This is a genomic window from Pseudomonas sp. LAP_36, assembly GCF_019456785.1.
Taxonomy (GTDB): Bacteria; Pseudomonadota; Gammaproteobacteria; order Pseudomonadales; family Pseudomonadaceae; genus Aquipseudomonas; species Aquipseudomonas tritici.
On sequence record NZ_JAHZMS010000005.1, the window covers coordinates 251,244 to 266,008 of the forward strand.

Consider the following 14,765-nt stretch of genomic DNA (forward strand, 5'->3'; position numbering starts at 1 on the left):
ATGTCCGAAGACAACATCCTCACGCCCAGCGGCTGGATTCGCGGCCGCCTGGCGCACGAACACGGCAAGGTGACCGCCATTGAAGGCGTGCCCTGCGACCCGGCGGAAAACGACCTGCCTTACTTGCTGCCCGGCTTTATCGACCTGCACGTGCACGGCGGTGGCGGCAAAGACATCATGGAAGGCTTGGAGGCCTTCGAGACGATTACCCGCACACACGTGCGCTTTGGTACGACCTCGCTGCTGGCTACCACCATGACTGCGCCGGTCGACGAGATTTCCAGCGTACTCGGCCAGCTCGGCAGCTTCTGCGAACAGCGTCCGACAGGCAGTGCCCGCGTACTCGGCGTGCACCTGGAAGGGCCTTACATCAATCCGGGAAAACTCGGTGCCCAACCCAATTTCGCCCACACCGCGCTGATGGCGGAAGTGGAAGCCTACCTGCGTTTGGCGCCGATCCGCGTGATCACCATCGCCCCGGAAATCGCCGGCCATGACGCCCTGATCCGCGCCCTCAGCGAACGCGGCGTGCGCATGCAGATAGGCCACACCCTCGGCAGCTATGAAGAAGGCGTCGCCGCCCTCGCCGCCGGTGCCACCAGCTTCACCCATTTATACAACGCCATGAGCCCACTGCATCACCGCGAGCCCGGCATCGTCGGCGCGGCCCTGGCTCACGCGAAATATGCAGAACTGATCCCGGATCTGCTCCACGTGCACCCCGGCGCCATGCGCGTGGCGCTGCGTGCGATCCCATGCCTGTATTGCGTCACCGATTCCACCGCCGCCGCCGGCATGCCCGATGGCGAGTACAAGCTGGGCAGCCACACCGTGACCAAATGCCTGGGCGGCGTACGCCTGGCCGACGGCACCCTGGCCGGCAGCACGCTGACCATGGACCAGGCGCTGCGCAACCTGGTGAAAATCGGCCTGCCCATCAGCGAAGCCTCACAACGCCTGTCGCAATTTCCCGCGGACTACCTGGGCCTGGAAGAACGCGGCCGCCTGCAACCCGGCAGCTTTGCCGACTGCGTGCGCCTGGACCGCTCCCTGACACTCACCGACGTAATGGTCGAAGGAGAAACCATTGACTTCAAAAATGCTTGAAGAGGCCCTGGCCTCCTGCGACGCCGTCGCCGCCCAACTGCAACGCCTGGATCCGCCGCTGGAAGAAATCGCCGGCCGCCTGCGCCGCCAGCCGCCACAAGTGGCGATGACCATTGCACGGGGCAGCTCGGACCACGCTGCCAGCTATTTTTCGTATTTGGCCATGCAACACGTGGGCATCCCGGTGGCGTCGCTGCCGATGTCGGTGGTGACCCTGTTGCAAGCGCCGATGAAAGTCAGCGGCCAGGTGGTGTTTGGGTTTTCCCAGTCGGGACAAAGTCCAGACTTGGTGAACAGCCTGCGCCTGCTGCGCAAGCGCGGTGCCCTGAGCATTTCGCTGGTCAACGCCGAAGACTCGCCGCTGGAAGCCGCCTGCGAGTTTCATATACCGCTGTGCGCCGGGCCGGAACACAGCGTGGCCGCGACCAAGAGTTTTATCGCCACCCTCAGCGCCAGCGCGCAGTTGATCGGCCACTGGATTCAGGAAACCGAGCTGCTGCAAGCCTGTCGTGCGCTGCCCGATGACCTGCGTGCCGCCGCCAAACAAGATTGGACGGTTGCCATTGACGCCCTGCGCGACTGCCAGCAACTGATGGTCATCGGCCGCGGCGCCGGTTTTGCCATCGCCCAGGAAGCCGCGCTCAAGCTCAAGGAAACCTCGGCGATCCAGGCCGAAGCCTTCAGCAGCGCCGAGGTGCGTCACGGCCCGATGGCCCTGATTGGCGACAACTACCCCCTGCTGGTCTTCGCCCCGCGCGGTGCCGAACAAGCCGGCCTATTGAGCCTGGCCGCCGACATGCGCCAGCGCGGCGCCCGTGTGCTGCTGGCCGCGCCGGACGATATCGCTGAACGCGACCTGACCCTGAGCCGCGCCGAACACCCAAGCCTGGACCCGATCCTGGCGATCCAGAGTTTTTACGTCATGGCTGCAGGTTTGGCCGAAGCCCGGGGCATGAATCCCGACCAGCCACGCCACCTGAGCAAAGTCACTCGCACTCACTGAGTCGATTGCCGTGTTTTCCTGATGAGTACCGTGCCGATGTCCAACAACAATAATGATCTGACCCTCAGCGCTCCCCTCAGTGGGCCGGTGCTGGCCCTGGGCAACATCCCCGACGAAGTGTTCGCCAGCGGCGCGATGGGCGACGGCATTGCCATCGACCCGTTGAACGATTGCCTGCACGCACCGTGTGACGGGGTGATCATCCATGTCGCCCGCACCGGGCATGCGCTGACCCTTCGCGCCGATAACGGCGCCGAAGTATTGATGCATGTGGGCATCGACACGGTCGAGCTGAATGGCGAAGGCTTTGCCTTGTTGGTGAAGGACGGCGCGCGGGTCAGCAAGGGCCAGGCGTTGGTGCAGTTTGACCTGGACCGCATTGCGCGCCAGTGCAAAAGCCTGGTCAGCCTGATCATCCTGACCAATGGCGAGCGCTTCGAATTGCGCGCGGTAGCGGGGAAAACGGTCAAGGTCGGCGAGCCGCTGGTACAGATCGTGGCGCGTTCGGCGGCGTCGGCTCAAGCGCCTGTGGATAACTCGGACGCTGAAACCAGCGCCAACGTGCGCATTACCCACCGGGGCGGTTTGCACGCGCGCCCGGCGGCATTAGTACGCAAGGCCGCCCAGGGTTTCAGCAGCCAGGCACAGCTGCAGTTCGGCGATAAGTCGGCGTCGTGCGACAGCCTGATTGGCTTGATGGGTTTGGGCATTGGCGAGGGTGACGAAGTCCGTGTGAGCTGTCGCGGCAAGGATGCTGAGGCAGCATTGCAGGCGCTGGTCGCGGCCTTGTCCGCGGCTATCAAAGAAGAACACCACGCCCCTGCCATCGTCGCGCCACGCCGGACAAATACCGAAGTCGGCGTATTGCAAGGCGTGTGTGCTGCGCCGGGATTGGTCTGCGGGCCACTGTTCCGCCTGACCGGTATCGAACTGCCAGCCGACACCGGCAACCATTCTGCCGACGAACAACTGCAACGCCTGGACACTGCGCTGGAGCAAGTGCGCAGCGAAATCCGCACGACACTGGACCACGCCCGCCAGCGTAAGAACGTCGAGGAAGAGGACATCTTCGCGGCGCATCTCGCCTTGCTGGAAGACCCAACACTGCTGGAATCGGCTACCGGCGCCATCGAAAACGGCAGCGCCGCTACCCACGCCTGGCGCAATGCGATCCAGGCGCAATGCGCGGTGCTGCTGGCCTTGGGCAAACCCCTGTTCGCCGAGCGTTCAAATGATCTACGGGATTTGCAACAACGCGTATTACGAGCGTTGCTGGGTGAAGCCTGGCACTTCGAATTGCCTGCCGGTGCGATCGTCAGCGCCCACGAGTTGACGCCGTCTGACCTGCTGCAATTGAGTGCCCAGGAGGCTGCCGGCATCTGCATGGCCGAAGGCGGCGCGACGTCCCATGTAGCGATCCTGGCCCGCGGCAAAGGCTTGCCGTGTGTGGTGGCGCTGGGTGCCGAAGTACTCGACGTGCCCCAAGGCCAGCGCGTGGTACTCGACGCCGTCAACGGCCGTCTGGAATTGGAGCCCACCGAAGCGCGTCACGCCGAAGTGCACCAGATTCGTGACGCACAGAACCTGCGTCGCCAACAGCAACAGGCCCAAGCCCAGGAGCCGGCGCGCACCAGCGATGGCGTGACCATTGAAGTCGCGGCCAATGTCGCCTCCAGTGCCGAAGCCCAGGTGGCCTTTGAAAACGGCGCTGATGGCGTCGGCCTGCTGCGCACCGAATTTCTCTTCGTCGACCGCCGCACCGCGCCGGATGAGCAGGAACAGCGTCACGCCTACCAGGCAGTGCTGGATGCCATGGGCGACAAGTCCGTGATCATCCGCACCATTGATGTGGGTGGCGACAAGCAGCTCGACTACTTGCCACTGCCTGTCGAAGCCAACCCAGTGCTGGGCCTGCGCGGTATTCGCCTGGCCCAAGTGCGCCCTGACGTGCTCGACCAACAATTGCGTGCCCTGCTGCAAGTAAGCCCGCTGGCGCGTTGCCGCATCCTGCTGCCGATGGTCAGCGAAGTCGACGAACTGCTGCAGATCCGCCAGCGCCTGGATGAGCTGTGCGTAGAGCTGAAGCTGACCCAACGCCCCGAACTCGGTGTGATGATCGAAGTGCCTGCCGCCGCGCTGATGGCCGACCAGTTGGCCAAGCACGCAGACTTCCTGTCCATCGGCACCAATGACCTGTCCCAGTACACCCTGGCCATGGACCGCGACCACGCCGGGCTCGCCGCGCGGGTCGACGCGTTGCACCCGGCGCTGTTGCGGCTGATCGCCCAGACCTGTGCCGGTGCAGCCAAGCACGGCCGTTGGGTCGGCGTCTGTGGCGCCCTCGCCTCCGACCCGCTCGCCACGCCGGTGCTGGTCGGCCTGGGCGTCAGTGAACTGTCGGTGAGCCCGCCGCAGATCGGCGAAATCAAGGACCGCGTCCGCCACCTGGACGCGGCGCAATGCCGGCAATTGAGCCAAGGCCTGCTCGACCTGAGCAGCGCAAAGGCCGTTCGCCAAGCCTGTCAACACCACTGGCCGTTGAGCTGATAACAACAACAAAAGGAGACACGCCATGTACCAACATTTCATCGAAGGCCTGCAACGCCTGGGCCGTGCACTCATGCTGCCGATTGCGATCCTGCCGATCGCCGGCCTGCTGCTGCGCCTGGGCGACACCGACCTGCTGAACATCGCGGTGATGCACGACGCCGGGCAGGCGATCTTCGCCAACCTGGCACTGATCTTCGCCATCGGCATCGCCGTGGGTTTCGCCCGCGACAACAACGGCACAGCCGGGTTGGCTGGCGCCATTGGTTACCTGGTGATGGTCTCCACGCTCAAGGTGATGGACACCTCTATCAACATGGGCATGCTCGCCGGTATCGCCAGCGGCTTGATGGCGGGCGGGCTGTACAACCGCTTCAAGGACATCAAGCTGCCGGAGTACCTCGCGTTCTTTGGCGGGCGAAGGTTTGTGCCGATTGTCACGGGGTTCAGCGCGGTCGGATTGGGCGTGATCTTTGGTTTGATCTGGCCGCCGATCCAGCACGGCATCAACAGTTTCGGCGTGTTGCTGATGGAGAGCGGCAGCCTCGGCGCGTTTGTGTTCGGCGTGTTCAACCGCCTGCTGATCGTCACAGGCCTGCACCATATCCTCAACAATATGGCGTGGTTTGTGTTTGGCACCTTTACCGATCCGGTGACCGGCGCCGTGGTCACTGGCGACCTCACCCGCTATTTTGCCGGTGACCCGAAAGGCGGCCAGTTCATGACCGGCATGTTCCCGGTGATGCTGTTTGGCCTGCCGGCGGCGTGTTTGGCGATGTACCGCAACGCGTTGCCGGAACGCCGTAAAGTGATGGGCGGGATTTTCCTGTCGATGGCGCTGACCTCGTTTTTGACCGGGGTGACTGAGCCGATTGAATTTGCGTTCATGTTCCTCGCGCCGTTTCTGTACCTGATTCACGCCGTGCTGACAGGCCTGTCGATGGCTGTCACCAATATGCTGAATATCCACCTGGGCTTTACCTTCTCCGGTGGGTTTATCGACATGGTGCTGGGTTGGGGCAAGTCCACCAATGGTTGGTTGGTGTTCCCGGTGGGGTTGGCTTACGCGGTGATCTATTACAGCGTGTTCAATTACTGCATTCGTCGCTTCAACCTGAAGACGCCGGGGCGTGAAGATATTCAGGTGGTGCAGGCTGAGGTAATGACGGATAACCAGCGTGCCACGGCCTACATCCAGGCCTTGGGTGGTGCAGAGAATTTGCTGAGCGTCGGTGCCTGTACGACGCGCCTGCGGTTGGACATGGTGGATCGCAACAAGGCGGTGGATGCGGAGTTGAAAGCGCTGGGCGCTATGGCTGTTGTCCGGCCGGGGAATGGCGGGAGTTTGCAGGTGGTGGTGGGGCCGATGGCAGATAGCATTGCTGATGAGATTCGCTTGGCGATGCCGTCGTTTGTTGCCAATGCACCGGCGACGGTTGCGCCTGTGGATAAGCCGGTGGCGGTGAATATGCAGGAAGCTGAGAAATGGCTGAATGCCTTGGGCGGCCGGGGGAATGTGCGGCAGTTGGAAGCGGTGGCGATGACGCGGTTGCGGGTGGAGTTGGGGGATGATTCGGGGTTGTCTGAAGCTGACCTGACCGCTCTGGGTTGCCAGGGTGTTAGCCAGCTGGAAAGCGGTGTTTGGCACCTGTTGATTGGTGACAAGGCTTTAGGGTTGGGCGAGGCATTGGAGCGACTGGTCAGTGGCCGGGAAATTGGGGCTGGGGCTTAAATCTTTATTGCCTGAACTGTCTCTTTCGCGAGCAAGCCCGCTCCCACATTTTGATCTGTGAATACATTCAAAATGTGGGAGCGGGCTTGCTCGCGAATGGGCCTTAAGGGCGCCCGATTACTTCTGCTCAGACACCTCAAATAAATCCAACACCCGATCCACCATCAGTTGGATGCCTTCCACCATCCGATGAATTCCCAGCACTGCATCTCGCTGCGGGCCGTCGACGTCAAAAGCCAGATTGCCCGCCAGTGCCTCTACTGATGCCAGGTCTTGGGAAGCATTGGCGAGCAGGGTTTCGCTGTTCAAATTAGGTAGTACGGTGAAGATTTGGTCGGTGGGTGAATCACCAGTTTGGCGGGATTCGGTTTGAGGCAAGGTCGAACCAGGTAGCAAGTTGTCGCTGATCATCATAAAACTCCATACGGAATAGGCTCCTGGTGTTTTTTCAGGCCTGCAGTCCCGGTCACTGAATTGGCAGCGACTGGCAAAGGTTAGTGAGGTGAGTTCCGAGGGACAACCTGAAAGGCTCGTGGGAAATCTCCGAGAGCTGAAGATATCGCAGACAGCAAAAACCCGGCATTAGCCGGGTTCTCCAGTCGCAATCCACACCTAGGCAGACGCTGCACGCTGCTGCGCTTCGTAATGGCGAGTCTGGAAAGGCATCAACGCCTGAGCCTTCAAACCCAGCCCTTCACTCAGCCCCCAAGACACTGCCAGTTCGTCACGACGACTGCGCAATGCAACAGCACGCTGTGGTTTCACGTCTTGCTTGGAGGCAGATGCTGAAAACAGCTCAAGCGCCTTCAAGGCCTCTAATACCCGACTATCCGTCACGCACGAAAACCGCGTGAAGCGCTCTAGCAAATAGCCTGCGCGACGAAGCTCCAACTCGCTGGAGTGGCCGTCCAGAAAGTCCTTCACTTCCCCCACAAGGTTCGCGTCCGAGTACCAAACCGCTTTCGCTGCACTCACCAGCGCGTCGTCATCAGCCTGATTCAAAGGGCTTTTTACCAGTGTGTCCAAGGCGGACGAGAGGATGGGACCGTTAAAAGACTTGGCCATCTGCAGTCTCCAGATAATCGTGCAAGATATTGGTCAGAATGGATCTGGGCGGCTCTTTGTTGCCAACATACATATCAATCGCCTGCAATGCCAGCTGACGAAGCTCAGCGATCACTATGAAGCCAGCCCGGAGCAACGCCATGATGTCGCCTACATCCTGATCAGTGGCTCTGCCCAGTTTTGAGATTGCAATGTCGATGGGCGCAGCTATATGAAGATGCAGTGCAGACTCAAGAGGAAACTCTTCCAGGGGAAAACTTCGTTCCCAGTAGTCTTCGTGAAGCGGGCCAAAGCTGGTGTTATATTGGAGGTCATAGTTCAGCTCCATTACACGGCCAGACTGCTCATCAAAAAACTGTTCAGGAAACTCCGCTAATAGCGTCTGAAGGCGCAGTTTGTCTCGAAAATCCGCGCAATAAATCTCCGCATCTACATCAGTGGAAATACGATGGTGTGTATACAGATGAACTGCACAACCCCCGAAGACAATGACCCTGACGGCGCCAGGCCTTGCCCCCTCAAGCGTCAACTCCACCTCGATGGACTTGAACATTGAAACCAAGGCTTGCCCTAGTGCGGTACTTGTATTGAGGCGGGGAACAACGGTATCTGGCAATTCCATTATTGAATATCAAACCCGAATGCACGGTTGCAGGGCGGGCCTTGAGTTCAAATCCCGATCACTGAACTGACAGCGACCGAAGAAGGCTATTGAGGCAGGTTCTGAGGGACAACCTGAAAGGCTTGTGGGAAAGATCTGACGCGCCTGTCCCAACGCCTTCGCGAGCAAGCCCCACATTCGACTGCATTCCTTCAGAATAAACGCGGTCGAATGTGGGAGCTGGCTTGCCTGCGATGAGGCCCCAAAGACAACAAAAAACCCGCTGACCAAACTGGCCCAGCGGGTTTCTTGTTTTTGCAGCGTGCGAGTTAAAAATCCGCCAACTGCCACACCTCATACGCCGGTGTCTCATACGGATGGCTAAGCTTGAGTGCAGCCACAACAGCCACAATCAACTCATCCGCCACCACCAACTCAACCTTCCATTCTTCAACCACTTCAACCTGGCCCACCTGCCCAATAAACGGCTGGCTGCCGTCCATCGCGCGGAATTGGCCCTGGCCCAGCACTTGCCAGGCGCAGCTGTCGTAGCTGCCGATGCGCCCGCCGCCGGCTGCGAAGACGGCGGTTTTCACCGTCTCCACATGGCTGTCGGGCACGAAGAAGGCGAGCTTGTACACCGTCTTAGTTTACCCACACGCGCGCGTTGCGGAACATGCGCATCCAGGCGCCGTCTTCGTTCCACTCTTCCGGGCGCCACGAGTTTTGCACGGCGCGGAATACGCGCTCCGGGTGCGGCATCATGATGGTCACGCGACCGTCGCGGCTGGTGAGGCCGGTGATCCCGCGCGGCGAGCCGTTCGGGTTGGCCGGGTAGGTCTCGGTGACCTTGCCGTGGTTGTCGACGAAGCGCAGCGCCACCGTGCCGGACAGGTCGGCTTCGAGCAGGGCTTCTTCGCTGGCGAACTCAGCATGACCTTCACCGTGGGCGATAGCGATTGGCATGCGCGAACCGGCCATGCCTTGCAGGAAGATCGAGTTGGATTCCTGCACCTGCACCATGGCGACACGGGCTTCGAACTGCTCGGAGCGGTTGCGCACAAAGTGCGGCCAGAACTCGCTGCCCGGGATCAGTTCGCTGAGGTTGGACATCATCTGGCAACCGTTGCACACACCCAGGGTGAAGCTGTCGTTGCGCTCGAAGAAACCCTGGAACGCGTCGCGGGCACGGCTGTTGAACAGGGCCGATTTGGCCCAGCCTTCACCGGCACCCAGCACGTCGCCGTAGGAGAAACCGCCGCAGGCGACGAGGCCTTTGAACTCATTGAGGTCAACGCGACCGGCGAGGATGTCGCTCATGTGCACGTCGATCGCATTGAAGCCGGCGCGGTCGAACGCGGCCGCCATTTCCACCTGGCCGTTGACGCCCTGCTCACGCAGTACCGCAACTTGTGGGCGGATGCCTTTCTTGATGTAAGGCGCGGCGATGTCCTGGTTGACGTCGAAGCTGAGCTTGGTGCTCAGGCCCGGGTTGTCTTCTTCCAGGATCACGTCGAATTCCTGCTCGGCGCATTCAACGTTGTCGCGCAGACGCTGGATCTGGAAGCTGGTCTCGGCCCACTGGCGTTGCAGCAAGCGGCGCTGGCCGGCAAACACGGTGTCGCCATTGAAAGAGATGTTGATCTCGCCGTTGTTGATCGGCTGGCCGATCACCGCCACGCAGTCGTCCAGGCCGGCGGCGCTGAATTGGGCGAGTACGTCCGGGGTCGCGTCCTGGCGCACCTGGATCACGGCGCCCAGCTCTTCGTTGAACAGGATGCCGTTGATTTCAGACGCATCCTCGGCAACGCTGTCGAGCACGATGTTCAGGCCGCAGTGACCGGCGAAAGCCATTTCCACGACGCTGGTCAGCAAGCCGCCATCGGAACGGTCGTGGTAAGCCAGCAGGTGGCCGTCGGCATTCAGGCCCTGGATCACGGCGAAGAAGGCTTTGAGGTCTTCGGCGTCGTCGACGTCCGGCGCGTGCTTGCCGAGCTTGCCATGGGTTTGCGCGAGGATCGACGCGCCCATGCGGTTCTGGCCACGGCCCAGGTCGATCAGGATCAGATCGGTGGTGCCCTTGTCCATGCGCAGTTGCGGGGTCAGGGTCTGGCGGATGTCGGTGACCGGTGCAAAACCGGTGACGATCAGCGACAGCGGCGAAGTAACGCTCTTGTCGGTGCCGTCTTCGTTCCAGCGGGTGGCCATGGACATGGAGTCCTTGCCTACCGGAATGGTGATGCCCAGCTCCGGGCACAGTTCCATGCCGACTGCTTTAACCGTGTCATACAGGCGTGCATCTTCACCTGGGTGACCGGCAGCGGACATCCAGTTGGCCGACAATTTGATGTCGGACAATTTACCGATGCGCGAAGCAGCGATGTTGGTGAGGGTTTCACCAATGGCCATGCGGCCCGATGCCGGAGCGTCGAGCAGGGCCAGCGGCGTACGCTCGCCCATGGCCATGGCTTCACCGGTGTAGACGTCGAAGCTGGTGGCGGTGACGGCAACGTCAGCCACTGGAACCTGCCACGGGCCGACCATTTGGTCACGAGCAACCAGGCCGGTGATGGTGCGGTCGCCGATGGTGATCAGGAAGCTTTTGCTCGCCACGGCCGGGTGGTGTAGCACGCGTTCGATGCTATCGGCCAGTTCCAGCGCGCTTGGGTCGAAATCATCGCCCAGCTCGGCTTCACGCACGGCCGAACGGTGCATGCGCGGGGCTTTGCCCAGCAGCACTTCGAGTGGCATGTCCACCGGGCTGTTGCCGAAGTGGCTGTCTGTAACAGTCAGTTGCGGCTCGGCCGTGGCTTCGCCGACCACGGCAAACGGGCAACGCTCACGTTCGCAGATGGCCTGGAAGCGCGCGAAGTCTTCAGGGCCAACGGCCAGAACGTAGCGTTCCTGGGATTCGTTGCTCCAGATTTCGTGCGGGGCCATGCCCGGCTCGTCGTTTGGAATGTTGCGCAGTTCGAAACGGCCACCGCGGTCGCCATCGTTGACCAGTTCCGGGAAGGCGTTGGACAAACCGCCGGCGCCGACGTCGTGGATGAAGCTGATCGGGTTCTTGTCACCCAACTGCCAGCAACGGTCGATGACTTCCTGGCAGCGGCGCTCCATCTCTGGGTTTTCGCGCTGTACCGAAGCGAAGTCGAGGTCCGCCGAGCTGGTGCCGGTGGCCATGGAGGAAGCGGCGCCGCCGCCCAGGCCGATCAACATCGCCGGGCCGCCGAGTACGATCAGCTTGGAGCCGACCAGGATCTCGCCTTTCTTGACGTGTTCTTCACGGATGTTGCCCATGCCGCCGGCCAACATGATTGGCTTGTGGTAGCCGCGCACTTCATCGCCACGCGGGGTGGTGATGGACTGTTCGAAGGTACGGAAATAACCGGTCAACGCCGGACGCCCGAATTCGTTGTTGAACGCGGCGCCGCCCAGCGGGCCTTCGATCATGATGTCCAGCGCGGTGACGATACGCTCAGGCTTGCCGTACGGCACTTCCCACGGCTGTTCGAAGCCGGGGATCTGCAGGTTGGACACGGTGAAACCGGTGAGGCCAGCCTTTGGCTTGGCGCCACGGCCGGTAGCACCTTCGTCGCGGATTTCGCCGCCGGAACCGGTGGCTGCGCCTGGGAACGGGGCAATCGCGGTCGGGTGGTTGTGGGTTTCAACCTTCATCAGGATGTGCACCGGCTCCTGCACCGCGCCGTACTGGCGGGTCTCAGGGTCCGGGAAGAAACGGCCGGCAACAGAGCCGACGATGACCGAGGCGTTGTCCTTATAAGCCGACAGAACGCCTTCGCTGTGCATCACGTAGGTGTTCTTGATCATGCCGAACAGGCTTTTTTCCTGGCTCTCGCCGTCGATGTCCCAACTGGCGTTGAAGATCTTGTGACGGCAGTGCTCGGAGTTGGCCTGGGCAAACATCATCAGTTCGATGTCGTGCGGGTTGCGCTTCAAGCCGTTGAAGGCGTTGACCAGGTAGTCGATCTCGTCTTCGGCCAGGGCCAGGCCCAACTCGGTGTTGGCCTTCTCGAGGGCGGCGCGGCCGCCGCCCAGCACGTCAATCGCGGTCAGCGGCTTGGGCTCGGCGTGGCTGAACAGGCCGGCAGCCTGTTCCAGCTGGCTGACGATGATCTGGGTCATGCGGTCGTGCAGGCTGCTGGCGATCAACTCGGCGTCGGCATCGCTGAACTGGCCCGCGACGTAGAAGGCGATACCGCGCTCCAGGCGCTGGATTTTTTCCAGGCCACAGTTGCGGGCGATATCGCTGGCCTTGCTCGACCAGGGCGAAATGGTGCCAAACCGTGGCAGTACCAGGAACAAGCGGCCATTAGGCTCTTGAACGGGGACGCTTGGGCCGTACTTCAGAAGGCGTGCGAGCACTTGCTGTTCGTCGGCGGCCAACACGCCGGTAACGTCGGCGAAGTGAGCAAATTCAGCATACAGGCCTGTAACCGCTGGAACCTTCTGGCTCAGTTGCTCAAGGAGTTTGCTGTGGCGAAAGGCAGAAAGGGCAGGAGCGCCGCGCAGGATCAACATCTTCGGGACAGCCTCGGGAAGGGGTGTGCTTTGAGGCCGTGCATTCTAGCGTAAACCGCCGCCAACGGCACCCGAAACGCTACCGGTGGCTGCTGCCAGACGTCAGTTGGCCGGATTGCACCGCTTTTGAGGGGCCATCCGGGGTATTCCGCGCAGTTATTTTAACCGTCACAATCCCTCGCCAAGCCGCATTTCTGCGGGCTGCAGCACAGTTTTGCAAGCGCTAGCAGACAAGTCCCGCGCTGTCGAGATATGGCGCCGTGGGCCGTTTGCGTATACTGCGCAGATGTTCTCCCCAACTGCTTTGCGCCCGCGATGCGCCAAATGGCTCATCGCAACCGGACTCTTCCTGATGCTCAGCGCCTGTGTTGATAAACCCAGCACGCTCGAGCGAATCAAGGAGGATGGCGTATTGCGGGTGATCACCCGAAACAGTCCGGCCACGTATTTCCAGGACCGCAACGGTGAAACCGGTTTCGAGTACGAACTGGTCAAGCGCTTTGCCGACGACCTGGGCGTGAAGCTGGAGATCGAGACCGCTGACAACCTCGATGACCTGTTCGGCCAACTGGGCAAGCCCAACGGCCCGGTCCTCGCGGCGGCCGGCCTGGTCAGCAGCGAACAGCGCCAGACGCAGGTGCGTTTCTCCCACCCTTATTTAGAAGTCACCCCGCAGATCATCTACCGCAATGGCCAGTCCCGCCCGACGAACGCGGCAGACCTGGTGGGCAAGAAGATCATGGTGCTCAAGGGCAGCACCCACGCCGAACAACTGGCGGCGCTCAAGAAACAGAACCCTGCGATTGAATACGAAGAGTCCGACGCCGTTGAAGTCGTCGACCTGCTGCGCATGGTGGACGAGGGGCAGATCGACCTGACCCTGGTGGACTCCAACGAAGTCGCCATGAACCAGGTGTACTTCCCCAACGTGCGCGTGGCCTTCGACCTGGGCAATGCCAGCAATCAGAGCTGGGCCGTGGCGGCGGGTGAAGACAACAGCCTGCTCAACGAGATCAACAGTTACCTGGACAAGGTCGAGAAGAACGGCACCCTGCAGCGTCTCAAAGACCGCTATTACGGGCACGTCGATGTACTCGGCTATGTGGGCGCCTACACCTTTGCCCAGCATCTGCAGCAGCGTTTACCCAAGTATGAGAAACACTTCCGGGCCTATGCCAAGGAAGAAAAGGTCGATTGGCGCCTGTTGGCAGCCATTGGCTATCAGGAATCGCTGTGGCAACCGGCCGTCACCTCCAAGACTGGCGTGCGCGGCCTGATGATGCTGACCCAGAACACCGCCCAGGCGATGGGCGTGTCCAACCGCCTGGACCCCAAGCAAAGCATCATGGGTGGCGCCAAGTACCTGGCCAAGATCAAGGATGAACTGGACGACAGCATCGCCGAGCCGGATCGCACCTGGTTCGCCCTCGCCGCCTACAACGTCGGCACCGGCCATCTGGAAGACGCACGCACGCTGGCCAAGCGCGAAGGTTTGAACCCGAACAAGTGGCTGGATGTGAAGAAGATGCTGCCGCGCCTGTCGCAGAAGCAGTGGTACAGCAAGACGCGCTATGGTTATGCGCGCGGCGGTGAGCCGGTGCATTTCGTGGCGAACATCCGGCGGTATTACGACATTCTTACCTGGGTGACCCAGCCGCAGCTGGAAGGCAACCAGGTGGTCGAAGGCAATTTGCATGTGCCGGGTGTGGACAAGACCAAGCCGCCGGAAGATAACCAGCCGTTGTAAACACACTCTCCCAAACGCCACAAAATCCTGTGGGAGCCGGGCTTGCCCGCGATGGCGGCCCGTCAGTCGAAATATCCGCCGCCTGACACACCGCTATCGCGGGCAAGCCCGGCTCCCACATTGATCTCCTTTGATCTCTAGGCCGAGTTCAGGCCAGTGAGCAGGTGCACAACCCCACCGGCCAACACCATCACGCCCGGCACACCCGCCACCTTCAGCGCCTGCGCATCAAGCTTCGCCGCATCCTGCAACTGCACCCGCACCCGCGTCAGTGCCATCCGCTGCTGCGACTTGAGATTATCCGCGCCACCCAATGCCCTCAGCACATCAGCCGACAACAAACCCGGCGGCGCTACCGTCTCGGCAATCAAATCCGGCGTCAGGGCCTTCCAGAACGCCTGCTGCAATTTCTCGAACATGC

The 14,765-nt window shown here is 61.3% G+C and carries 11 protein-coding genes; 5 read left to right on the plus strand and 6 right to left on the minus strand.

The features are described 5' to 3' along the window. Genes nagA through nagE form a run of 4 tightly spaced genes read left to right on the plus strand, consistent with a single transcriptional unit; the run spans position 1 to position 6,389 of the window. Positions 1-1,107: an N-acetylglucosamine-6-phosphate deacetylase gene (nagA, locus tag JBO08_RS18300; protein ID WP_065874555.1), complete on the plus strand. Its 1,107-nt coding sequence runs from the start codon at positions 1-3 to the stop codon at positions 1,105-1,107. Beyond that, positions 1,100-2,110 carry an SIS domain-containing protein gene (locus JBO08_RS18305; protein ID WP_220074439.1) on the plus strand — a complete coding sequence of 337 codons (1,011 nt, stop codon included), beginning with the start codon at positions 1,100-1,102 and terminating at the stop codon, positions 2,108-2,110. The genes nagA and JBO08_RS18305 overlap by 8 nt, the downstream gene beginning before the upstream one ends. 36 nt (positions 2,111-2,146) lie before the next feature. After that, positions 2,147-4,657, plus strand: a complete 2,511-nt coding sequence (gene ptsP, locus JBO08_RS18310; protein WP_220074396.1) for a phosphoenolpyruvate--protein phosphotransferase — start codon at positions 2,147-2,149, stop codon at positions 4,655-4,657. Between the two features lie 25 nt (positions 4,658-4,682). After that, positions 4,683-6,389 carry an N-acetylglucosamine-specific PTS transporter subunit IIBC gene (nagE, locus tag JBO08_RS18315; protein WP_220074397.1) on the plus strand — a complete coding sequence of 569 codons (1,707 nt, stop codon included), beginning with the start codon at positions 4,683-4,685 and terminating at the stop codon, positions 6,387-6,389. A 117-nt stretch (positions 6,390-6,506) separates the two neighbouring features. On the opposite strand, the gene JBO08_RS18320 is transcribed toward nagE, so the two are convergent. The 5 genes from JBO08_RS18320 to purL all read right to left on the minus strand — a co-directional run bounded on the left by JBO08_RS18320 (position 6,507) and on the right by purL (position 12,597). Continuing rightward, a complete protein-coding gene (locus tag JBO08_RS18320; protein WP_258407036.1) occupies positions 6,507-6,800 on the minus strand; it encodes a DUF6124 family protein in 294 nt (97 codons plus the stop codon). Between the two features lie 201 nt (positions 6,801-7,001). Beyond that, a complete protein-coding gene (locus JBO08_RS18325; RefSeq protein WP_065880765.1) occupies positions 7,002-7,454 on the minus strand; it encodes a hypothetical protein in 453 nt (150 codons plus the stop codon). Next, on the minus strand, positions 7,438-8,076 hold the full coding sequence (locus JBO08_RS18330; RefSeq protein WP_220074398.1) for a DUF6036 family nucleotidyltransferase: 639 nt from the start codon (positions 8,074-8,076) through the stop codon (positions 7,438-7,440). Before JBO08_RS18330 ends, JBO08_RS18325 begins: the two co-directional genes overlap by 17 nt. A gap of 308 nt (positions 8,077-8,384) precedes the next feature. Next, complete coding sequence (locus JBO08_RS18335) at positions 8,385-8,696, minus strand: NGG1p interacting factor NIF3 (protein WP_065874547.1); 312 nt, start codon at positions 8,694-8,696, stop codon at positions 8,385-8,387. Between the two features lie 4 nt (positions 8,697-8,700). Next, the gene (purL, locus tag JBO08_RS18340) at positions 8,701-12,597 is read right to left on the minus strand and encodes a phosphoribosylformylglycinamidine synthase (RefSeq protein WP_220074399.1); all 3,897 of its coding nucleotides are present in this window, start codon (positions 12,595-12,597) and stop codon (positions 8,701-8,703) included. A 286-nt stretch (positions 12,598-12,883) separates the two neighbouring features. Between purL and mltF the strand changes: the two genes are divergently transcribed. After that, positions 12,884-14,344 carry a membrane-bound lytic murein transglycosylase MltF gene (gene mltF, locus JBO08_RS18345; RefSeq protein WP_065874545.1) on the plus strand — a complete coding sequence of 487 codons (1,461 nt, stop codon included), beginning with the start codon at positions 12,884-12,886 and terminating at the stop codon, positions 14,342-14,344. Between the two features lie 137 nt (positions 14,345-14,481). Here mltF and JBO08_RS18350 read toward each other — a convergent pair whose 3' ends face one another. Then, positions 14,482-14,763: a PTS transporter subunit EIIB gene (locus tag JBO08_RS18350; RefSeq protein ID WP_065889975.1), complete on the minus strand. Its 282-nt coding sequence runs from the start codon at positions 14,761-14,763 to the stop codon at positions 14,482-14,484. Positions 14,764-14,765: the final 2 nt, after the last annotated feature.

What these genes read in the sequence shown, in the direction of transcription:
- nagA (WP_065874555.1), top strand. Translation starts at nt 1, where the DNA reads ATGTCCGAAGACAACATCCTCACGCCCAGCGGCTGGATTCGCGGCCGC.
- JBO08_RS18305 (WP_220074439.1), top strand. Translation starts at nt 1,100, where the DNA reads ATGCTTGAAGAGGCCCTGGCCTCCTGCGACGCCGTCGCCGCCCAACTG.
- ptsP (WP_220074396.1), top strand. Translation starts at nt 2,147, where the DNA reads ATGTCCAACAACAATAATGATCTGACCCTCAGCGCTCCCCTCAGTGGG.
- nagE (WP_220074397.1), top strand. Translation starts at nt 4,683, where the DNA reads ATGTACCAACATTTCATCGAAGGCCTGCAACGCCTGGGCCGTGCACTC.
- JBO08_RS18320 (WP_258407036.1), bottom strand. Translation starts at nt 6,800, where the DNA reads ATGATCAGCGACAACTTGCTACCTGGTTCGACCTTGCCTCAAACCGAA.
- JBO08_RS18325 (WP_065880765.1), bottom strand. Translation starts at nt 7,454, where the DNA reads ATGGCCAAGTCTTTTAACGGTCCCATCCTCTCGTCCGCCTTGGACACA.
- JBO08_RS18330 (WP_220074398.1), bottom strand. Translation starts at nt 8,076, where the DNA reads ATGGAATTGCCAGATACCGTTGTTCCCCGCCTCAATACAAGTACCGCA.
- purL (WP_220074399.1), bottom strand. Translation starts at nt 12,597, where the DNA reads ATGTTGATCCTGCGCGGCGCTCCTGCCCTTTCTGCCTTTCGCCACAGC.
- mltF (WP_065874545.1), top strand. Translation starts at nt 12,884, where the DNA reads ATGTTCTCCCCAACTGCTTTGCGCCCGCGATGCGCCAAATGGCTCATC.
- JBO08_RS18350 (WP_065889975.1), bottom strand. Translation starts at nt 14,763, where the DNA reads ATGTTCGAGAAATTGCAGCAGGCGTTCTGGAAGGCCCTGACGCCGGAT.